The sequence below is a fragment of the Streptomyces uncialis genome (assembly GCF_036250755.1).
Lineage (GTDB): Bacteria > Actinomycetota > Actinomycetes > Streptomycetales > Streptomycetaceae > Streptomyces > Streptomyces uncialis.
Window position 1 is genome coordinate 7,590,596 of record NZ_CP109583.1, and the last position, 21,946, is coordinate 7,612,541.

The window sequence follows — 21,946 nt, forward strand, 5'->3', positions numbered from 1 at the left end:
CGGTCCGCAGGCATCACGCTAGGGCCCATCTCAAGGATGGATGATCCCTGAAGCGAACCAGTCTTGAAGAGTGGACTCCGCCCCTTCCGGGAGATCGTTGACGAAAACCACGGCCAGGCCGCGCTGGGCTCGCGAGCAGCACACGTAGAACAGGTTGCGTGAGCGCTCGGTACGGTCGGGTTTGTCGGTGCCTGCGAGCATCTTGCCGATGTTGTACCTGTTCCAGGCGCTGTCGTCGACCACCACCACGACGTTCTCGAATTCGTCGCCCTTGACGCCGTGCTGGGTTGAGAACGGGGTGAGTTCGTCGATGAAATTTGTGACGCTGATCACTTCCCGGTAGGACACGTTGCGGAGGTTGTTCGAGAAATCCGCTCGTCGCTGGTCGCGCTCATCGAGACCCGTTGCGGTTCTGCGGCGTTCGAGGCTTTTGAGCTTTCCGGGCGTGGCGAGGAGGTGGCCGTCGCCCATCAGGTCGAGCACGTCGCCGATGGTGCCGCTCGTACGTACGGCGTCGAGTGCACGGATGGCCTGACTGATGGCGCGTTTGTCGGAGTGACGGGTAATCCGTGTCCATCCCTCGTCTAAGAGGCTGGTCAGCTCCGCGAAGTCGTTGTTGCGGAAGGCCGTGCTCACGGACTCGACGCGCGTCAGGTACTGGATGTAGGGCTCATTGCGTGCCATGAGGTCGTCGGGGCCGTACCGGCTCAACTTTCTGTACTGTTCGAGGAGGTTGGCGTACTCCAGTGTGCCCGCGATCCTGCGGTGAGTGAGCAGGAGATATTTGCTGTTCTCCCGAGTCCAGCCGTTCTGGGCAAGTGTTGCTTCGGCGGCGGTGAGTCGCTCAGGGCCGGCTGGGGTGCCGGTGTTGAGGAACAGGTGGACCTCGCCTGTCTGCTGGTCGCCGATGGCGTCCTGGATGAGGTCGGGACGCATCCGGTTGAGCACCTCGACGACGGGAGGTGAGCACCGGTAGTTCTCGTGCTTGGTGATCTCGGTTAGGAGGCCGGGGCGTTTCACCGCTCCGACACCGGACTCGTAGATCTTCTGCATGGAGTCGCCGAAGAGGCCGACCACGCAGTTCTCGTGGCCGGCGCCCGCCAGGTGGTCCAGCAGGAGCTGGATCGTTTTGGGTGAGGTGTCTTGGTACTCGTCGACGAAGATGATGGGGTACTTGCTGGCGATGATGCGTATGAGCTTGGGGTGTGCTGTTACGAGGCGGAGCGACAGCGCGATGACGTCGTCGTGGGAGATGCGCCCTTCGCTCAGCCTGCGCCCGCGGTCGGAGTACTCGATCACTGGGGGAGCGGTGACGTCATCGAGGTCTTCGGGCTTGGTCAGGTCCTTGTTGTAGTCGAGGATCTGCAGCCAGAGCTCACGCTGGTAGGGCTGGATGGCACTCCAGAGGAATTCGTGGATGGTGCCGACGTCGATGAGGGGGTCCGCGGCGATGCGTTCGTGGATCTTCTTCTTGGCGACGTTCGTGTATGTAATGCAGGCGATCCGCCGACCGTGTGCCTCCAGGTCTGTGCGGTGGTGGTTCAGGAGGTGCTGCAAGGTGCGGACCAGGGTGGTCGTCTTGCCGGCGCCGGCTCCTGCTTCGACGAGGAAGCTGCGCCGGGCCTCCATCTCCGTGGCGACGGCTTCGAGGGTGTCTAGGCGAGCCACTGCAGTCCTTCGGCGATGTAGCGGGGAACAGCCCAGTCCTCCACGAGCATGACGTCGAAGGCGAAGTCGGTCTTGTGGTCGCTGAGTTGCTGTGCGATGTCGTAGGCATTGGCTTCGATGTGGTCAGCGGTGGGGTCGGCCCCGACCTCCTTGGCGAAGGCCGCCTTCAGAGCGAGCTGGCGGAAGTCACGCGCGAGGGGTTCTGCGTTGGCGATGATGAAGGCATCCTCGAAGCTCCGCGCGCAGACTCCCGAATCTCTCTCCGGGATCTGGTAAGCGACGCGGACGTGTCCCTGCTCCTTCTCGGCCGGGTCGGTGGCGAGCAGCTCGGCGATGCTGGACTTTGCGGGCAGCCAGTTCTTGAGCGTCTGGTTCGAGGTGACCGTCTGTCCCTGGCCGGGTGGGCAGGCCTTGCGGTGTTTGGGGCATACGGAATCAATGTCGGTGATGACGAGGGTCTTGACGTTCAGGAAGGCGAGCAGTTCCCGGAAGCGGACGGCGTAGGCGTCGCCGACCTCGATTACCGATACGTACTGGTGCAGCAGCGCCTTGGCGCAGCGTCGGACCATCTCGGGCAGCAGCAGGCGTTCCGCGGTGCCCTCGATAAGGATCACCTTGTCGGCGAAGAACATGTCGCACCGGTGCAGGACCATGTACTGGCGCAGGAAGCGCAGGGTCTCGTCGCCCTGCGGGGTGGCCTTGACGTTTGCCTGGAAGGTCGAGAGGTCCTTGACCGTGAGCTGCGGCTCGGAACGGTCGAAGTAGCGCACGGTTTGGAAGCCGCTGCTGGCGACGATGTGGGAGGAGTGCGTGGTGATGAACACCTGCACCTTCCAGCCCGTCTTGCGGTCGATGAAGTCCTGGATGTTCTTGATGAACGTCTCCTGCATCTGTGGATGCAGATGGGCTTCCGGCTCCTCTATGAACAGCACCTGCAGCGCCGGCTTGGGCGTGGTGCGTTCGTAGGTCTGGTGAAAGCTGATGACCTGCAGGATCGTGAAGATCAACTTGCTGTAGCCCAGCCCGTTGTGGCCTTCGGGAAGGTGGAAGTTGTCGTCCCCGGACGGGTACTGGATGCGGGTACTTCCGCGCAGGATTCCTGAGGCCTCGATGAGGGAGACGATGCGGGGCTTCTGGACTGGGGTGATGGTGCCCACCCCGAAGGTGCGCAGGTCCTCGAAGATCGGGTCGAACAGCGTGGCGTAGTTGTCGTCGAGCTGCTGCGAGGCGGACGCCAGAGCGGTCTCGATCTGCTCGATGCTTTGGTGGCGGTCCTCTTGCCCGCTGTTGACTTTGTAGTAGGCCTCGAACGTCTTCGACAACGTGCGGGCCTTGTCGGTCGGCGTGTCGTCCACCTTGGTCTGCGCGTAGACGAACTTCACCGACAGGATGGATTCGGCGGCGCCGCGCTTGATCTCCTTGCGGACGTTCTCATCCAAGGGACTGACCGCTCGGTAAGCCGTGGCGACGTAGTCCGAGAAGTTCTTGCGCAGCCACTTGATGCGATCGAACGGCTTCCTCTGGCTGGCCGACCAGAAATCCTTGAGGAAGTCGTGCGGGCGGGCAACCTCCAAAGCCGCCTCGATCTTGACCTCGAAGCAGGCATCGTCCAGGTCGAGGATCACACCCGTGAGTGGCGCGAGGTCGTCGTCTTCCGTGTACTCGATGGTAAGGACCAACCGGATGGCCGGGACGAGGTCGTACGCCTTGGCCAGCAGGTCCTCGCTCGTCTCCGTGTCGCCCCGGTCAGCCTCCGTCTGCGCCTCGCCGAAAATCTGCCGCGCTTGCTCGATGTCGGCGATACGACAGGTGGAGAAGTCCTCCAGGACAAACCTCGTGTCCTCCTCACCGAAGAACTTCTCGAAGAGATTGACGAATGATGTCTTGCCGCTGTTGTTGCGTCCAACAATCAGGGTGGCCTTCGGATCAACCCGGACGTCCACTCTCTCCAAGGCGCGAAAGTTGATCACTTCGGCACGGGTCAGCTGCATCTCACTCCCGACATCGTCCCCAACCCAGCTCCCGGGGCGACTTATGCCTGTAACTACCGAGAGTCAGAGCAGTATCTGATACGGAAGGAACGGGGATCCCTACTTGGCTCAAAGTGGTCAGTGATGCGAAAAACTACGTCCAGTTCGGTCCTGACCGGTCACTCGGTCGTTGATCCCGCCCAGGTGCTTTCACGTGCGTGCAGGCGTTGGGTACGGGACGGCGCTGGCAGTCCGTTGCAGGCGTCCGGGCTCACCGACCACTGGGGGGAGGGCATTCCCGTGACAGCCGTACCGTAGCCTCCGACGGCCGGCTCCGCTTCGGGCACAGCGGATCGGGTCGTATGCCAAGGCTTTCCAGGACCAGACGGCGGGGCGTCTGCGATCCACTCGCCGACCGCCAGCAGGGAGGCCGCTCCGGTCAGAACCGCGTACGCGGTCAGTGCGGGTACGACGGCCCGAGCGTGCCGCACGCCGCGGATCTCGGGGATCGGGCACCTCGGCCAGTCGCTCCAGCAGGCCCGGGATCTCCTCAGCGTGGACCGGCAAGCTCACCCGCGCCTACGGCCGCAGACCAACGGCAAGTCGAACGCTTCAACCGCACCCTGCTCGACGAGTGGGCCTACCTGCGGCCCTACACCAGCAACACCGAATGCACAGAGGCCCTGGAAGACTTCCTACACACCTACAACCACCACTGCTGCCACACCGCACTCGGCGGCCAGCCACCGATCAGCCGCGTGATCAACGCTGCGGCTCAATACAGCCAGAACCTGCGACGGAAGGCTGTGGCCAGGGTGTCTTCCTCTCTGAGTGTGGGCCTGTGCCGTCTCGTGATGCGCCGTGCTGCAGCGGCTGATCCGTTCATAGCCCGGCAGGACCGAGAGAGAGGCACACCGGACTGTCTTCATGTCCGGAAATGTTTGTGCGCGAGTCCCCCACATTGCCTGGCGTGCAGCAGTCATGGATCCTGAAAGGCTTGCCACAGTGGTAGGCGTTTGGGGGATGTGATGGCCCGCCCGGCAGTACGAGATGGCAGCGATCCCAAAGCCGTCCGTGACACTCGCGTCTTGATCGACTGTCTGCAGGAGCTGGTGCGGGGCGCCGTCTCCAAGACCATCCGCGACTGTGCCAAGTACCCGGAAACGGTATGGCTCGCGGACGCTCCCGATGGGACCGTGCGCCCTGCTGCGGACGCTGATCCTCGCATCATGGTGGTCAAGCACCGTCCGCCCCAAGAGGCACCGCGGCTGCCGGCGATCCTGCATGGCAGGGTCTCCGCCGAGGCCGCCGCCACCGCCGGACCACAACCTCCCGGCCTGATCGACAGCACCCCGAATGATCGAATGGCCGACTTCCAGGCGGTTGTGGAGGAGAACCAGCCGGCATTGGAGAGCGGCAGCTCCGAAGAACGCAAGGCGTACGAGACGTGGGCCGGCAAGTGGATGCGATGGTCGCAGGAAGAGCTGGCGGCCGAGCCGCAGCGGCGACTGCACCGGCAGCTGTACCGGATGGCCAAGAAGATCGATCAGGACAGTGACACCTTCGAAGTAGTCCTGGCTGTAGGTCTCTTGCAACTCGGAGCCGGTCGTCCCTCGGCCCGGGTCCGCCGGCGCATCGTGACCACACCGGTGACCCTCACCGTTGAACCGGCATCGATCAACGTGACCGTTTCTCTCGTGCCGGAGCACCCCGGCCGTCTGGAAGACACCGACTTCCTCAGCGAGTCCGACGGCTACACGTCGGAGCTGCTGGGGGTCGTGCGCTCCGCTGTCGAGGACGTCCCCTTCCACCCGCTGTCGGACCGGGCTGCACAGGCCGTGCGCTCGTGGGCGCAGCGGGCTTTCGGAGTCGACCGCGTGCTCCCGTTCGACCCCACCGGCCAGCACCCCGACCGCACCGCTGAACCCCAGACGCGGTCACTGCATCTCGCGCCCGCGCTCATCCTGCGCGAACACAGCCAGCGCTCCGTCCTCGGCTTCTACGAGAGCATCGCCCGGGCGCTGAAACGTCCCGAAGCACGGGCTCCTTTGGGGCTGGCGCAGCTGCTGTATGACCTTGAACCGGAGCACCGGACGGCCTGGGGGAGCAGGAATGGCTCCGTGCCGCCGGCACTGGGACCGGATCCGCTGTTCCCGATGGTCACCAACGCTGCCCAGCGCGATGTCCTGGACCGGCTGCAGCGCGACACCAGTGTCGTGGTCCAGGGCCCGCCGGGCACCGGAAAGACACACACCATCAGCAACCTGATCGCCGCACTCCTCGCGGACGGCAAGCGAGTCCTGGTCACCAGCGCCAAGAGCCAGGCTCTGAACGTGCTGCGCGACCAGCTGCCGTCCAAGCTGCGCAGCATGTGCGTGATCCAAGGCGATCAGTGGCAGGGCGGTAACTCCGATCTGAGCCAGTCGCTGGGAGCATTGGCCCACCTGAACGCGACAACGAACCTTGCTCGGCTCCAACAGCGCATCGACGACCAACAGACGCAGCGGCACCAGCTCATGGCAGAGCAGGCCAAAGTCCAAGACCGTCTGCGTCAGGTACGCGAGGTCGAGTGGTACGAGCACCCCGAGATCGCGCCGGGCTACCGAGGGCGGCTCGACGACATCGTGCAGGCAGTGGAACACGGCGCAGCTGAATATCAGTGGCTGCCGCCCCTGGATGTCCAGGCCCCACAGGTCCCGCCCCTGACCACGGACGAAGCTGAGCGACTGTGGCTGCTGGTTGCCCAACACGGCCCCGGAATCCTCGACGCCCGCATCCAGTACTGCCCGGACCCGGCAACGCTGCCGGACTCGACGGAGGTTTCCCGCCGCATCACGGAACTTCAAGAAGCCGAGGAAGCCGTCGGCCGCGAGCCGGTCACACCGCTGGCGCAGGAACTGGCGGACCACGGTGACGCGCGGCTCATGGTGCTGGAAGCGCTCCTGGACCGAGCTCAGCAGGCCCTGCAGAGGGTCGGGTTGTCCGCGGACCCCACCTCCTGGCAGGCGAATGTCTGGTCCACGCGTGCGCTGCAGGACGGCATCGCCCAGCGATGGCAGCAGCTGTGGGACAGCATCCGAAACGCCTCACAGCGTGCACAGCAGACCCACGACGAGATAGCCGCCGCCTCCTTCTTGGAAGTGGAGATCCCGCGCCTGTCTGAAAGCGAGGAGAAGGAGTTCCTGATCGCGGGCCGCAATCTGGAGCAACACGTCCTGCGCACCGGAAAACTGAACACGCGATGGCCCCGACCGGCCGTCGTCAAGCAAGCCCGATTCCTCCTCGAACAGTGCCGGGTAGAAGGCATGGCGCCGGCCAGCCGGGCGCACATCACCGCGGTCGTACGGCAACTGGAGATGCGTGCCCACGCCCGCACCCTGCGCGGCCGGTGGACCGGCGTCGGATCGGCCGTCGGACAGGACACCGCCGAACTGATGACGTCCGAGCTCCTGGACAGGGCCGTCATCCTGCAGGCCATCGACACCTGCGTGGAGGTCATCCGCCAGCTCCACGCAACCCTGCTGGCCGACGGCATTCAGACACCGGTCACCACCGCCGAGCAGTGGCGCGACATCCGCCAGGCCACGGCCCAGGCCCGTCAACTCCTGCACATCAGGACCGCAACACAACGCTTCGAAGAGCTTCTCAAGAGTCTTCCGCCGCCTCACCCGCATGGCGTGGAAGAGCTGCAGCGCGCGGTGGATGCCGTAGCGGCCCGTGATGCGCAGGCCTACGCGCAGGCGGTGGAGGCACTGGCTGCGGCATACCAGCGTGAGGCAGACCGGCGCGAGACCGGGAAACTCTTCGAGTGCCTTGCCGATGCCCACCCCGAACTCGCCAAGGACTTCGCCGGCGATCCCCTCGCCCCGCACTGGCGCTCCCGGTTCGCCGTGCTGCCCCAGGCCTGGGCATGGAGGCAGGCTCAGGACTTCCTCGACACCCACCTGCTCCCAGGACGCGAAGAGCAACTCGAAGGCGAACTGGCCCAGATCCAAGGCCGGCTGCACGACCTGGTGGAACAGCTGGTCTGCGACCGCGCAGCACTCCATTGCGTCAGCCGCATGACCACCAAGCACAAACAGGCCCTTGCTGCGTACGCCAGCGCCGTGGCCAATGCAGGCAAGGGAACCACCGAGTACGGCAAACGCCACCAGCGTCACGCGCGCTCAGCCATGCAGACAGCGCAAGGAGCGGTACCGGCGTGGATCATGCCGCTGAACCAGGTAGCGGAAACGATCAGTCCAGAGCCGGACTCCTTCGACGTCGTCATCGTCGATGAAGCAAGCCAAGTGGGCCTGGACGGCCTGCTGTTGCTTTGGCTCGCACCCCGCATCATCGTCGTCGGCGACGACCGGCAATGCGCCCCGTTCTACAGCGGCAGCAAGCATGACCGGATCACCCAGATCTTCGACGAGCGCATGGCCGGCCTCGAACCCTGGCAGCGCGAAGGCTTCGACCCCAAGTCCAACTTGTACGAACTGCTGCAGTCCCGCTTCACTGAAGTGATCCGTCTCACCGAGCACTTCCGGTGCATGCCGGAGATCATCAAATGGTCCTCCATGCAGTTCTATCCCGACAACCAGCTGGTCCTGCTGCGCCAGCACGGCTCCGACCGCCTCCCGCCGCTGAAGGTCGTCCATGTGCCCGAAGGGTACTGCGAAGGACGCCGGGACAAACTCATCAACCGGCCGGAGGCAGAGGCTGTCGTCAACGAACTGCACCGCCTCACCCAGAACCCTGCCTACGCCGACCGCAGTATCGGCGTGATCATCCTGCGCCACGGCGACCAGACCCGCCTGGTACAGGACCTCGTCGACCAGCGCATCGACGTGTCGGCCCGCGAACGCCACAGCATCCTCGTCGGCACACCCGAGCAGTTCCAGGGAGACCAGCGCGACGTCATTCTCCTGTCGATGGTCGTCGACGGAGCCAACGTCATCGCCGCGACCGGCCGGAACAATGAACGACGTTTCAACGTGGCCGCCAGCCGGGCCCGCGACCAGATGTGGCTCTTCCATTCCCTGACCGTCGACCAGCTCAGCAGCAAAGACCTGAGGCGCTCCCTGCTCACCTACATGGTGAGCCCGCCACCGCCCTACACACACCCACACCAGCCCGCCCACGTCAGCGCAGACCGACGCTGCGAGCCCTTCGACTCGCTCTTCGAGCAGCGTGTCTTCCTGCGCATCAAGGAACGCGGCTACGACGTGGTGCCCCAGTGGGAAGTCAACGGGAAACGCATCGACCTCGTGGTCACCGGAGGTCACGGACGCCTCGCAGTGGAGTGCGACGGAAGCCCTCACCACTCCACCCCGAAGCAGATCCACGACGACGCCGAGCGCGAGCGGGAGCTTCGCCGCGCCGGCTGGACGTTCTGGCGCATACGCAGCAGCGCCTTCGCCCTCTCACCAGACGAGGCCTTGGAACCTCTGTGGGAACGCCTGACCGAGCTGGGCATCCATCCCCGAACGGTCCGCGAGTCATCCATAGATGACGCGCCGACTGACATGCCCTGGACGCCGGTCGGCCTGGCCGAGGCCGAACCCGACGAAGACGCGGACCCCTACGACGGAGAGCCGGACGAAGACAGCGAGGAACACTGACATGGACAACTTCGACGACAGCACCCTTGAAGAACTGGCCGCCATGATCTGCGGTGACGAGCCGGGCATGAAACGCCGAGCGGGCTGGGAACTGGCTCCATTCCTCCGCCGGGCCGGCTGGGAAGACGTCCCCGACCACGACGGAAGCCCTCGCCACCGCTGGGTCCACACCATCCTGTGCGAACGGCAGGAAGACCAGACAGGAGACACCGAGCGCGTCATCCTGCGCCTGGCCAACCGACGGGAATACCAACAACAACCCGCCGACTACGACGCCGTCATCCAGCGCCTCCAGGAAGTCCTCGCCCTCGAAGGCCGCCGCATCGACTACCGCAAGGGGCAGCCGTTCCTCATCGAGTACGACCCCGACGAACCCCCTCGCCCGCAGCGCGTACAGCTGAAGGTGGCCATCACAGACATCGTCTCCGATCCCGACCTGGCTCGCGCCGTTCAACTTCGCCTCGACGAAGCCCGCATCTGCCAAGAACACGGCGCCTACACCTCCGCTGTCATCATGCTCGGGAGCCTCCTCGAAGGCGTCCTCGTCCACGCCGCCGACGTCAGAAACGCAACCGTGCCGCTGACCCGCCCCGCCCGCGACACCCGGCTGCAGGACCTCATTCAGCATGCCCACACCAACCAGTGGATCGACCAAGACGCAAAAATGGCTTCGGACCTGCTACGGACCTACCGCAACCTGGTCCACCCCCTCGCGGAAAAGCGAGCCAAACACAGCGCAGACTTCGACACGGCCGACCTCTGCTGGTCCACAGTAAACGCCGTGCTCAACGACCTGGCAGCAAGCCACCCTCATTAACCTCGAAGTTTCGTGACGAGTGAGAATGCCTTGGCCAGGTCGTGGCCGGAGCAGTACTGCTTTCTCTCTGTGACGCGTGCGAGCCCTGCCTGCAACGCTGTAACCGGAATTCTTGGTGGGCAGGTCACGCTCTGAACGCGTCGGACTATTGGTTGACTGTAAATGACCCGCCTGTACCCGAGTCGATGCCCCGGGCGAGCTGTTGGGCATATCCGGCGAGGAGTTTCCGTAGGTCGGCATAGTGTCGAAAGGTATTTGGCCGGACGAGGTTATACCAGGTGGTGTTGCGGCGAAGAGCCCATTCGCGTTGGACGTCTTGAGGCTGTTCGGCCTCGATGGGGCGTGGGGCGAAGAGGTGCTCGCCTTGTGTGACCTGTACCCAGATGTAGACGGAGGCGTCCTGGCGTTTGCGGTCGCCGACCGGTGGCCGGATGGGGCCGGGAAGCGGTGGCAACTCGCTGACCAGGGCGTCCCATTCATCCGGAGGAAGGGACCAGTCCCTGAGCGCCTCGCGTCGGCGCTGGTAGTCGATGAGTGGTCGCCGGGGTGCTCGGAGTTCGGCACCGAGTTCGCGGAGGACTCGTTCGAACTCGGCTGGACTGCGTCCTGCGCGCTCCCAGCGTTTGAAGTCGGTGTTGGTTCTGAACCGCACCAGGCTTGGGGTGATGCCGAGGTAGGCCGCGGCCTCGTCGAGAGGTCCGCCTATGGCCCATTGGACGAGCCGGACTGCAGCGGTTCGGCGTAGCACCTTCGGGGCAATGCCGGTAATAGGTGCGAAGTATCTTTCATACCAGTCCAGTTCCAGGTATGCGGGGATGTGTTCTGGTCGGTAGTCGTCCCGCAGTGGTGCTCGGAATCCCTGTGGGCCGCCGATTTTGCGGTAGGTGCGGGTCAGGGGTTCGGCTGCGTCTCGGAATCGCGGTGAGCACGAGTTTTCATGTCGGGCGTAGATGCGTACCCAGGGCGTACGTGTCGGCCGTTCCCCGGGGGTGTGGACGATGTGGGAAAGGTGTTCGGACAGATCGTCTGCTTCGAGTAAGGCGTGTGCGGCGCGTCGGAGTCCGGCACAGGCGATCGGGTCACGGGGCGGTACATCGCGCAAGCGAGAGTGCTGCAAATCGTTGCTGGTACTCGAATTCCCTGAAGCGGAGTGGACGTACGCGGCCACATGCCCGGTGAAGGTGGTGTCGAGAAGATGTTGCCCTACTGGCCAAGTAGTAGCGATCAGTGCGGTGGCCAGCCGGAGATCAGTGAAGTACTCGGATGCGTCCGAGGCCGGAGTCAGCGGTTCTAGGCGGGCAAGCAGGGACTGCTGGAACCGAAGGATGTCCGATGTTGGGTGTGGCCGACGGTAAGGATCTGTAGCAACTCGCTGATCGAGTCTGCCGCCGCAGGCGCGGGACTTTCGTTTCCGGGTTGGGGTGCCGATCGTCCACCGGCATTGCGCTGGGTGCAGGGTGTGATCGTTGGCCCGCTCAATCAGGCGCCCTGATATGGCGCGCGGCTGCCCACAGCGCGGGCAGCTTGCTTCCAGATAGGTCTGGTGTTCTACGCAGCTGAAGACAAAGGGTAGGTGCCATAGCTTGCGCCAGGGACCGCCGTGGAATCGCTGGGCTGGGGTGCAGTCGCCCGCCAGACAGGTGGGGCAATACCGTGGGGAGCCGACGAAGAGCCATGGGTCCGGCCTCTGTCCCGGTCCCGGTCCGGACACGGAAGACCAGGCGATGGGGGGATACCGGTCTCGCCACTGTGTCAGTGTCAGTGCCGACACTTCCTCGGCTGTCTGGCGGGTCAGTCGGGCGAATCCTTGGGCCTCCGGCCCGGTGAGATTCAGCAGCAGACTGCCTGGGATGTGATGGGCTTGGACGCGATCGGTCCAGCCCGCCGCACGGATCAGTTGCAGAGGCGGGAGGCTGAGGCGATGCCCTAGCCGAAGCAGGTAGCTGACAAGGGACTCTCCTGAGGCAGGTTCGAGATTCCGGGGCAGTGGATGCATCGTGGCTTCTCCGTCAGGCGCCCGCGCGGGCAGCGGGGCCAGGGTCATCGAAAACGGTGTTCCGGGGTCGTTTCGCCTGCGTGGGCTTCTTGACGGCGGTCCGCGGGGCGGCCGGAATGACGGGCTCGTCCGGCGGCTGTTCGGGCTCGTCCCGCCGGAGCACGATCTCGTCCAGCAGGCTCTCGTCGATCATTTCCTTCCCGGAGTCCATTGCTTCCTGGGCGCCGTCTTCGAGCAGGCGTCCCAGCAGGCCGATGACACCGCCGGTGCGACGCATCAAGTACTCCGGCATACCGCCGCCGGTGAGCATGCCCTGCGTCGCGTTCATCAGCCGCAGGTGCTTCTCGATTCCCTTCAGGTGATTGACGAAGGCCGCGATCTGTTTCGGGGTCGTGTAGCGGAACCGGTCGATCTCGATGAGCTCGAAGCGGTGTTCCGTCTGGGTGACCTCCAAACCGTGGATGCGGGTCGACTCCAGCGGTGGCATCTCCCATTGCCGGGTCTTCTTGTTCCACTTGGCCTCACGCAGCAGCCCGATGCCGGAGATGTTGACGCCGGTCAGGATCAGAGTGACGTCCAGGCTCATAAGGGCCCGCATCAGGTCGAGGACGTCCTGGTCGTCGGCTCTGTGCATCCGCAGCCGGCTGATGTCGTCCAGAATCAGAGCTTTGACGCCATGGTCGTAAAGGGAGTCGGCGACCTGCCGTACCAGTTCCGGCAGCGTGGCCGACTTGCGCGTCGGGGCCCGGAAGAAGCCTAAGATCGACGTGCAAAGGCTTTTCGGCGTTGCTGTCACCGGGGTCGAGACATAGACGACCGGTGCGTGGAGATCGCGGGTGCCCGGCAGAGCCTGGGGGTTGAGGTAGCTGTGGAGTTCAAGCCACTGCTTTTCGAAGACGGCCCCGGCTGAGCAAACAGACGCGGTCTTGCCGTAGTTGCCCCAGCCGCTGATCATGACGCCGGCGCGGGTCGGGTCGTTCTTCTACCTCGTGTTGCCGCTCAACCGGCGCCGGATCAGCTTGCCGACCTTGTCATGCATGGGGGTGTCCTGCAGCGGGAGGTTCGCGTTCGTCAGCTCCCGGTAGAGGTCGTAGTCGTACCGGCGGCTCTCAGGGAGCATCGACCACTTTTGCGGGGAGATCGTCGGAGCGGGGACGAGTAGTTCGTAGTGGGTGCGGTAGTGCTGCCAGCCAACGTAGGTGTCGAGGGGCGGGCGGCTGCCCAGGATCAGCTCGGCGATCCTGGCTCGTGAAGGCAGACCGTCCAGCGGATCATCGTGAGAGAGGGCTCGGGTCACGTGTGGTCCTCCTGGACAGGTGTATCGGCTTCCGAGTCGTCGGGGGGCGGAAGCCGGAACATGGGACGCCGGTTCAGGGCCTCCTGCAGCGTTGCCGGGGCCACGGGCTTGACGTCGGCGAGGGCTTCTTCGCGTCGTCGACGGCGGTCGGCGTCGACCGCGTGGTCGATCGTGCGGGCGTGCTCGGCCCAGGCCGCGGGCATCTCAGCCGGAGCTAGCTCATCCGCGATGGCGGGTGCGGCGGGGCGGTCAGCGGCCGCAGCCTGTGCGCGGGTGATCTCGCGGGCTTGGGCGACGCGCTGCTTCTTTCCGGCCTTCCTCTTGGCCTGGCTGGGCCATTGGTCGACTGGGGTGACCGAGCCGAGGATCCCGAGCAGATGTTCCAGGAGCTCGCTCTCGGAATGGATCCTGATCTTGTTCGCCCTCACGCGTGTCAGCAGGGCGTCGGCAGTCTTGTCCGAGAAAGCAGGGATCTCACCTTCGGGCGGCAGCCCTCTCCAGCGCAGAATGTGCCAGGTCTCGTGGTCGGCAGGGTCCTGGAAGAACACCTGCCGGCGGTCCCTCCGGTCACTGCGGACAACCCACTTGCCCGCGTGTTTGCCGCCCCGGGCGGAGGGTTGCTGGAAGCGCGGCTCGTCGAAGACCGGGTGGTGATACCAGAGCCCGAGGATCTTCACCCCGCGACGAGGATGGATCTTCACGTGGTGTTTGCGCAGGACCTTGTAGTAGAAGCTCGGTTCGGGGAAGTCCAGGTCGAAGCCGCCCTGTTCCATCGCGGCAGCGAACAGGGTGTTGGGGCTGTGGTCTTCACCCGGTGCCCAACTCGGTGCGTATTCGCCTAGTTTACGGTTCTGCCAGATCTGGACGATCCAGGTCGCGATGATGTGCTCGGCTTGCGTGAGTGTGAGGCTCGCATCGCGTTCCGGGTCGGCCCCGCGCTCCGCGACGTCACCGCCGGTGAATCCCAGCAGGTGCTCGAAGAGCATGGTCTGGATGGTGAGGAACTGGCGCTCGACCGCGAACTTGTCGGTCTGCCGCAGGACGCGAGCAGGCAGGATCCGGCAGCCGATCTCCGTTTCGGCTTCCACCAGGTCGTGATTCTTGTAGGGGCCGCCGTGGTCGGTGGTGACTGTCTCCGGGGCAAAGAACGGCAGAGCGGCGACCCGGTGCCCGGTGAACTCGGCGATCACCTCGGCCGGCACCCCTGCGTAGGGCCATTCCATGTCCTCGCCCCAGCCGTCCCGCATCGGAAGCGGCAGCATCACGTCCCGCAGCAGCATCGCGATGTCGACCGAGGTGTCGGACTGGAGCGTGAGCCGGAAGGCCGGCAGTCCGTGCGTGTAGAGATCGAGTGCGAGGGTCAGCGTCGCGGTGATCGCGTCGCCGAACACGGTCTCGCGCAGCTTCACCGGCATCGGGGTCGAGTCCAGCACCAGAACCTGGCCCGGCCTGTGGACCACCACCCGGCCGGAGACCCCGGCCTCCGCGGCCGCCTCCGCCGTCCGCCCGTAACGCGGCCGGGCTCCGCTGGGCCCGAACCACTCCTTCCAGACGGCCGCGAGCGTCCAGCGTGAAGGAATCTTCTCAGTGGGAAACGTCGGGAACCGCTCACGCATGTACTGGTGCATCAACCGGTGCTTGGCACCCTGGCTCAGGCGGGCGCGTGGGCCGCACTCGGCCTTTACTGCGAAGATCGCCTCCCGGACCTCCTTCGTGATGGTGCGGTGCCCGCTGCGTCGCCGCGTCCAGCGCCCGTCTGCGCAGGCCAGCAGGAGACTGTCGCCCGCCAGTCCCGACAGACGTACCAGCGTCCGGTAGCTGAGGTGCTGCAGACCGCACCGGACCGCCTCCGGACGGGGCATCGCCTCTATCTCCGCAGCCTTCGCGTACCGACGCTGAGTCAACGTCGTGCGGTCCGGGTCGTAGGCCGGCCGGGGCTCACCCGGCAGGGCCCGAGCCGGGTGGCCCTCCCGGAACCCCGTCTCGGCCTCCAGCACGTGCGCCGCCCGCAGCCGGGCCCGCTCTAACTGGTCCTTGGTCAAGTCGGCCATTGTCCTCGGCTGCCGGGCGACCGGCGGCGGGCGCCCTGACTCGACTACCGGAAGAAGCCGCAGGTCAGCATGGTTGATGAGCCAACGGAACGAGCGGGTCTCCGCGCGGCCGTCGTCATCCACGAGGACGAGCCGGCCGAGTTGACCGTGGACGTCGTCAACCGTCCACTCGACGCCATTGAGCGCGACCCGCCTACCCGGCGCGATCTGCAAGAAGCGCCTCGCTGCCATCACACCGCCCAGATCAGTGAGCTGTGGCGCAAGGGACTGCCCAGGTCAACGCCGAGCTCGCGGTGCCAGAGCAGCCGGACGATGTTCGCCCGGCCAACGGAAGGCACGCTGGTCGCCTCCGCCAGGTCGGAGAACGTCATCGCCTGCCCCTTCTGCCCGCTGATAGCGGTGAGCAGCTGCTCGCGCATGCCGAGAAGGTCCCTAGCCGGCCGCCGGCGCGAGGACAGGTGGTCAAGGACGCTCCAGACATGCGGTCGCCAGCCCGCGACCACCGAGTACCGCCAGCCGCAGGCAGCCGCCACTTCCCTGGCCGCCGCGAACTTCAGCGCGTCCTCTTCCTTGATCAGCTCCATCGGGCGGACGTCCAGCAACCACATCCCACCGCCGATCACGGCCAGGAAGTCCGGGATGTGCCAGGCACGCCCGCCCGCATGCTCGAAATCAAGCCGGAACGGCTGCGACAGCACTTCCGATGCCTTCAAGAAGTCCAGCGCGACCAGCAGGCTCACTTCCTTCAGCGACTCGAAGCCATGCTTCCCGCCCGCTGACGCCATCGCCTCCAGGCCGGGGCGGTGCCGCTGCTTCGCCCGCCACGTGAACCCCCGCATCGGCCGGGACGACATCACCGGTACGTGAGCCATGTCCCGGACCGGCCAGCAGACCTCGTCGGCGCCCACCTGCCACGTCGAACTCCACCGACGCGGCCAGTCGTCCCCGAGCCGCAGCCGATCCCGCAGTCCGGCGTCCCCGTCGTACGCCGTGACAAGGTGGTCCAGCTGACTTGAATCCGACGGGATCTTCGCTCTCGCTGCCTCGCCCACTCATCCAGAGAAGCACCACTCGACCGGCGACGGGGGCGTTTCGCTGGTACTGCCCGCAACACAGCGTGAGGGGATCAAGATTTGCCAACCAGCGTTCTCCATGTGCCAACTAAAAATCTCCGTCGCAACCGGCACGCCAGGCGGCGTCGCCCCACCGTTGCATAAAACTGCGGCGCTGCGTATAGTCATGCCCTCCAGGAGGAGGAGTGGTATGTCGGTTCGCGTGGCGGTTGCCGGGGCCAGTGGGTACGCCGGGGGAGAGGTGCTGCGGCTGCTGGCCGGGCATCCGGGGGTCGAGATCGGGGCACTGACCGGGAACTCCAACGCCGGACAGCGGATCGGCGCGCTCCAGCCGCATCTCGTGCCGCTCGCGGACCGGGTGCTGGAGGTCACCACCGCCGAGGTGCTCGGCGGGCACGACGTGGTGTTCCTCGCGCTGCCGCACGGCGAGTCCGCCGCGGTCGCCGAGCAGCTCGGCCCCGATGTGCTGGTCATCGACATGGGCGCCGACTTCCGGCTGACGGACCCGGCCGACTGGGAGCGGTTCTACGGCTCCCCGCACGCCGGTACCTGGCCGTACGGGCTTCCCGAGCTGCCGGGCGCCCGTGTGGCGCTGGAGGGGTCCAAGCGCATCGCGGTGCCCGGTTGCTACCCCACCGCCGTCACCCTCGCCCTGTTCCCGGCCTACGCCGCCGGACTGATCGAGCCCGAGGCCGTGATCGTCGCCGCGTCCGGCACCTCCGGCGCGGGCAAGACGCCCAAGCCGCATCTGCTCGGCAGCGAGGTCATGGGCTCGGCCTCCCCGTACGGGGTCGGCGGCGGGCACCGGCACACCCCCGAGATGAGCCAGAACCTCGGCGCGGTCGCGGGCGAGCCGGTGAGCGTGTCGTTCACCCCCACCCTCGTACCGATGTCCCGGGGCATCCTCGCCACCTGCTCCGCCCGCGCCAAGGACGGCGTCGACGCCGCCGCCGTGCGCGCCGCGTACGAGAAGGCCTTCGCCGACGAGCCGTTCGTACGGCTGCTGCCCGAGGGCCAGTGGCCCGCCACCGCGTCCGTGCACGGGTCCAACGCCGCGCACCTCCAGGTCGCGTACGACGAGGCCGCGCGGCGGGTCATCGTCATCAGCGTCATCGACAACCTCACCAAGGGCACCGCGGGCGGCGCGATCCAGAGCATGAACATCGCCCTCGGCCTGCCCGAGACCACCGGCCTCTCCACCGTCGGGATCGCCCCCTGAGCCGGACGGCGGCCCCCGCCCGAAGGAACCCTTACCCTCCCCGCCCGCTCCGGGCGACGGGACACCCGCCGCCCCGCGCGGCCGACAAGGAGCAGCAGTGAGCGTCACCGCAGCACAGGGATTCACGGCGGCCGGGATCGCCGCTGGGATCAAGTCGAACGGCAACCCGGACCTCGCCCTCGTGGTCAACAACGGGCCCCGACTCGCCGCCGCGGGCGTGTTCACCTCCAACCGCGTCAAGGCCGCCCCCGTCCTGTGGTCCGAGCAGGTGCTCAAGGGCGGCCAGGTCTCCGCCGTCGTCCTCAACTCCGGCGGGGCCAACGCCTGCACCGGCCCCCAGGGGTTCCAGGACACCCACGCCACCGCCGAGAAGGCCGCCACCGTCCTCGGGCTCAACGCCGGGGAGGTCGCCGTCGCGTCCACCGGACTGATCGGGCTCCTCCTCCCGATGGACAAGCTGCTGCCCGGGGTGGAGACGGCCGCCGCCCAGCTCGACGAGGACGGCGGTGAGAAGGCCGCCATCGCCATCAAGACCACCGACACCGTCCACAAGACCGCTGTCGCCCGGGGTGACGGCTGGACCGTCGGCGGGATGGCCAAGGGCGCCGGGATGCTCGCGCCCGGCCTCGCCACCATGCTCGTCGTCCTCACCACCGACGCCGACGTCGACAGCGCCGCACTCGACGGGGCACTGCGCGACGCCACCCGCGTCACCTTCGACCGGGTCGACTCCGACGGCTGCATGTCCACCAACGACACCGTGCTGCTGCTCGCCTCCGGCGCGTCCGGGGTCACGCCCGCCACCGCCGCGTTCGCCGAGGCCGTCCGCGCGGTCTGCGACGACCTCGGCCGCCAGCTCATCGGGGACGCCGAGGGCGCGAGCAAGGACATCCGGATCGACGTCGTGGGCGCCGCGACCGAGGCCGACGCCGTCGAGGTGGGCCGCTCCATCGCCCGCAACAACCTCCTCAAGTGCGCCATCCACGGCGAGGACCCCAACTGGGGCCGCGTCCTGTCCGCCATCGGCACCACCTCCGCCGCGTTCGAGCCCGACCAGCTCAACGTCGCCATCAACGGCGTCTGGGTCTGCAAGAACGGCGGCGTCGGCGAGGACCGCGACCTGGTCGACATGCGCTACCGCGAGGTCGTCGTCACCGCCGACCTCGCCGCCGGGGGCGAGAGCGCCACCATCTGGACCAACGACCTCACCGCCGACTACGTCCACGAGAACAGCGCGTACTCCTCCTGACCGGACCGACCCCGGACGGCACCCGCCCGACCCGGACGGCACCCGCCCGGCCCGGCCCGCGACCGGCCCGCCGGACGTCCGGGCGCGACCGGCCCGCGCACGACCCCAGCCGAGCCCGCCACGCGCCCGCAGGGGCCGCGCCGGGCCGAGGACACCCGAGGAGCCATGAGCACCCGCAAGCACACCGCCCTCCCCAAGGCGCAGATCCTCATCGAGGCACTGCCCTGGCTGACCCGCCACCACGGCAAGGTCGTCGTCATCAAGTTCGGCGGCAACGCCATGGTCGACGAGGACCTGAAAGCCGCCTTCGCCCAGGACGTCGTCTTCCTGCGGCACGCGGGCCTGCGCCCCGTCGTCGTGCACGGCGGCGGCCCCCAGATCAGCGCCCAGCTCGACCGGCACGGACTCGTCAGCGAGTTCAAGGCGGGCCTGCGGGTCACCACCCCCGAGGCCATGGACGTCGTCCGGATGGTCCTCGCCGGACAGGTGCAGCGCGAACTCGTCGGACTGCTCAACCAGCACGGGCCGCTCGCCGTCGGCCTGACCGGCGAGGACGCCCACACCATCACCGCCCGCAAGCACCGCCCCGAGATCGACGGGGAACTCGTCGACATCGGCCGGGTCGGTGAGATCACCGAGATCGACAGCGGGGCCATCGAGGCACTGCTCGCCGACGGACGCATCCCCGTCGTCTCCTCCATCGCGCGCTCCGCCGACGACGGCCATGTCTACAACGTCAACGCCGACACCGCCGCCGCCGCGCTCGCCGCGGCCCTCGGCGCCGAGACGCTGATGGTCCTCACCGATGTCGAGGGCCTCTACGAGGACTGGCCCAAAAGCGACGAGGTCATCAGCCGCCTCACCGCCCGCGAACTGGAGAAGCTGCTCCCGGACCTGGCCAGCGGCATGGTCCCCAAGATGCAGGGCTGTCTGTACGCCGTCCGCAACGGCGTGCACACCGCCCGCGTCATCGACGGCCGGGTGCCGCACTCGATCCTGCTGGAGATCTTCACCGACGAGGGCATCGGCACCATGGTCGTGCCCGACGGCACCGCGCCGTCACCCCGCAACAGCGCCGAAGGAGGAGCACGGTGACCACCGCCAACGAGGAACTGACCCGGCGCTGGCAGGGCGCCCTCATGGACAACTACGGCACCCCCCGGCTCCCCCTCGCGCGCGGCGCGGGCGCCCGGGTGTGGGACGCCGACGGCAACGAGTACCTCGACCTGGTCGGCGGCATCGCGGTCAACGCGCTCGGCCACGCCCACCCCGCCGTCGTCGGCGCCGTCAGCACCCAGATCGCCTCCCTCGGCCATGTCTCCAACCTCTTCGTCGCCGAACCGCCCGTCGCCCTCGCCGAACGCCTCCTCCAGCTCTTCGGCCGCGAGGGCCGGGTGTTCTTCTGCAACTCCGGCGCCGAGGCCAACGAAGGCGCCTTCAAGATCGGACGGCTCACCGGACGCGGCCATATGGTCGCCACCACCGGCGGCTTCCACGGCCGCACCATGGGCGCCCTCGCCCTCACCGGCCAGGCCGGCAAACGGGAACCGTTCCTCCCGCTGCCCGGCGACGTCACCCATGTCCCGTACGGGGACGTGGACGCGTTGCGCGCCGCCGTCACCGAGGACACCGCGCTGGTGATCATCGAACCGGTGCAGGGCGAGAACGGCGTCGTCGTACCGCCGCCCGGCTATCTCGCCGCGGCCCGCGCGATCACCGAGGCCACCGGCACCCTCCTCGTCCTCGACGAGGTGCAGACCGGCGTCGGCCGCACCGGCCACTGGTTCGAGCACCAGGCCCACGAAGGGGTGCGCCCCGATGTCGTCACTCTCGCCAAGGGGCTCGGCGGCGGGCTCCCGCTCGGCGCCACCGTCGCGTTCGGCCCCGCCGCCGACCTGCTGAAGCCCGGCCACCACGGCACCACCTTCGGCGGCAACCCCGTCGCCTGCGCCGCCGGACTCGCCGTCCTCGACACCATCGGGGCCGAGGGACTGCTGGACAACGTGAAGCGGCAGAGCGGGACACTCCGGGACGGAATCGAGTCGCTCCGACACCCGCTGGTCCGCCGGGTCCGGGGCGCGGGGCTCCTGCTGGGTATCGTGCTCACGGAACCGCTCGCCGCCCAGGTGCAGCGCGCGGCCCAGGACGCCGGTCTCCTCGTCAACGCGCCCGCCCCCGATGTCGTCCGGCTGATGCCGCCGCTGAACTTCCGCGACGACGAGGCGGAGACGTTCCTGCGGGCGCTGCCGGGTGTTCTCGACGCAGCCCACGGGGACGGACGAGCCGGAGAATGAAGCGACGATGACGCACGCGCAGGACAACGAGCAGGCCGGGCCCGCGGTGCCGCAGACCCGGACCGCGCGGCACCGCCGGATCGTGGACATCCTCAACCGGCAGCCGGTCCGCTCCCAGAGCCAGCTCGCGAAGCTGCTCGCCGACGACGGGCTGAGCGTCACCCAGGCGACGCTCTCCCGGGACCTCGACGAGCTGAACGCGGTGAAGATCCGGGACACCGACGGGGACCTCATCTACGCGGTCCCCAGCGAGGGCGGGTTCCGGACGCCCCGGGCACCGCTCGGGGAGTCCGCGAAGGAGGAGCGGATGCGGAGGCTGTCCGGGGAGCTGCTGATCTCCGCGGAGGCGTCCGCGAACCTCGTCGTCCTGCGGACGCCGCCCGGCGCCGCGCAGTTCCTCGCCTCCGCGATCGACCAGGCCGAGTTGCACGACATCCTCGGGACGATCGCGGGGGACGACACGTTGATGCTTATCAGCAGGGATCCGCTGGGGGGGCAGGCGCTGGCCGAGCACCTTTTGCGGCTGGCGCAGAACACGGGGTAGCTGCGGGTCGCCTTCGCTTGCGCCGCCGGGTTTCTTGAGCTGGGCGTACTTGTCCCCGCACAGGTCGTTCGTGGGGTGCGCAGTTCCCCGCGCCCCTGGATGCTGCCCCCTTGCGGTCGCTCTTCGGGTGCGGGTCCGCCCTCGTCTTTCGCGCAGTTCCCCGCG

Annotated in this window: 14 protein-coding genes and 2 pseudogenes; 9 read left to right on the plus strand and 7 right to left on the minus strand. The window is 67.1% G+C overall.

The window, feature by feature from the left end:
* Positions 1–30: 30 nt before the first annotated feature.
* Both OG711_RS31765 and OG711_RS31770 read right to left on the minus strand, forming a co-directional pair.
* Positions 31–1,668 (minus strand): ATP-dependent helicase, encoded by a 1,638-nt coding sequence (locus OG711_RS31765; protein WP_073792185.1) that lies wholly within the window; start codon positions 1,666–1,668, stop codon positions 31–33.
* Positions 1,656–3,659 carry an ATP-dependent nuclease gene (locus OG711_RS31770; RefSeq protein ID WP_073792184.1) on the minus strand — a complete coding sequence of 668 codons (2,004 nt, stop codon included), beginning with the start codon at positions 3,657–3,659 and terminating at the stop codon, positions 1,656–1,658. The genes OG711_RS31765 and OG711_RS31770 overlap by 13 nt, the downstream gene beginning before the upstream one ends.
* 561 nt (positions 3,660–4,220) lie before the next feature.
* Here OG711_RS31770 and OG711_RS31775 point away from each other — a divergent pair.
* From OG711_RS31775 to OG711_RS31790, 4 genes and pseudogenes are all read left to right on the plus strand, one after another.
* Positions 4,221–4,423: pseudogene (locus OG711_RS31775) on the plus strand (integrase core domain-containing protein); the annotation flags it as partial.
* Positions 4,424–4,726: 303 nt separating this feature from the next.
* A complete protein-coding gene (locus OG711_RS31780; protein ID WP_329561967.1) occupies positions 4,727–9,241 on the plus strand; it encodes an AAA domain-containing protein in 4,515 nt (1,504 codons plus the stop codon).
* Between the two features lies 1 nt (position 9,242).
* On the plus strand, positions 9,243–10,058 hold the full coding sequence (locus tag OG711_RS31785; protein ID WP_073792182.1) for a hypothetical protein: 816 nt from the start codon (positions 9,243–9,245) through the stop codon (positions 10,056–10,058).
* A 241-nt stretch (positions 10,059–10,299) separates the two neighbouring features.
* A complete protein-coding gene (locus tag OG711_RS31790) occupies positions 10,300–10,803 on the plus strand; it encodes a hypothetical protein (protein ID WP_245876902.1) in 504 nt (167 codons plus the stop codon).
* 798 nt (positions 10,804–11,601) lie between these two features.
* On the opposite strand, the pseudogene OG711_RS31795 reads toward OG711_RS31790, so the two are convergent.
* The 5 genes and pseudogenes from OG711_RS31795 to OG711_RS31815 form a co-directional block, all read right to left on the minus strand.
* Positions 11,602–12,102, minus strand: a pseudogene (locus OG711_RS31795) (TniQ family protein); the annotation flags it as partial.
* Complete coding sequence (locus tag OG711_RS31800; protein ID WP_245876886.1) at positions 12,068–13,009, minus strand: TniB family NTP-binding protein; 942 nt, start codon at positions 13,007–13,009, stop codon at positions 12,068–12,070. The gene OG711_RS31800 and the pseudogene OG711_RS31795, both read right to left, overlap by 35 nt.
* 27 nt (positions 13,010–13,036) lie before the next feature.
* Entirely contained in the window at positions 13,037–13,351 is a 315-nt protein-coding gene (locus OG711_RS31805) for a hypothetical protein (RefSeq protein ID WP_245876885.1), read from the minus strand.
* On the minus strand, positions 13,348–15,633 hold the full coding sequence (locus OG711_RS31810) for a transposase (protein WP_073792386.1): 2,286 nt from the start codon (positions 15,631–15,633) through the stop codon (positions 13,348–13,350). Before OG711_RS31810 ends, OG711_RS31805 begins: the two co-directional genes overlap by 4 nt.
* Positions 15,633–16,454 (minus strand): TnsA-like heteromeric transposase endonuclease subunit, encoded by an 822-nt coding sequence (locus OG711_RS31815; protein WP_079184869.1) that lies wholly within the window; start codon positions 16,452–16,454, stop codon positions 15,633–15,635. Before OG711_RS31815 ends, OG711_RS31810 begins: the two co-directional genes overlap by 1 nt.
* Before the next feature lie 211 nt (positions 16,455–16,665).
* Here OG711_RS31815 and argC point away from each other — a divergent pair, with 211 nt between their 5' ends.
* The 5 genes from argC to OG711_RS31840 all read left to right on the plus strand — a co-directional run bounded on the left by argC (position 16,666) and on the right by OG711_RS31840 (position 21,781).
* Positions 16,666–17,694, plus strand: a complete 1,029-nt coding sequence (gene argC, locus OG711_RS31820) for an N-acetyl-gamma-glutamyl-phosphate reductase (protein WP_329561974.1) — start codon at positions 16,666–16,668, stop codon at positions 17,692–17,694.
* 97 nt (positions 17,695–17,791) lie between these two features.
* Complete coding sequence (gene argJ, locus OG711_RS31825) at positions 17,792–18,943, plus strand: bifunctional glutamate N-acetyltransferase/amino-acid acetyltransferase ArgJ (protein ID WP_073792180.1); 1,152 nt, start codon at positions 17,792–17,794, stop codon at positions 18,941–18,943.
* Between the two features lie 165 nt (positions 18,944–19,108).
* On the plus strand, positions 19,109–20,038 hold the full coding sequence (gene argB, locus OG711_RS31830) for an acetylglutamate kinase (RefSeq protein ID WP_073792179.1): 930 nt from the start codon (positions 19,109–19,111) through the stop codon (positions 20,036–20,038).
* Positions 20,035–21,237: an acetylornithine transaminase gene (locus OG711_RS31835; protein WP_329561976.1), complete on the plus strand. Its 1,203-nt coding sequence runs from the start codon at positions 20,035–20,037 to the stop codon at positions 21,235–21,237. The genes argB and OG711_RS31835 overlap by 4 nt, the downstream gene beginning before the upstream one ends.
* 7 nt (positions 21,238–21,244) lie before the next feature.
* Entirely contained in the window at positions 21,245–21,781 is a 537-nt protein-coding gene (locus tag OG711_RS31840; protein WP_073792177.1) for an arginine repressor, read from the plus strand.
* Positions 21,782–21,946: the final 165 nt, after the last annotated feature.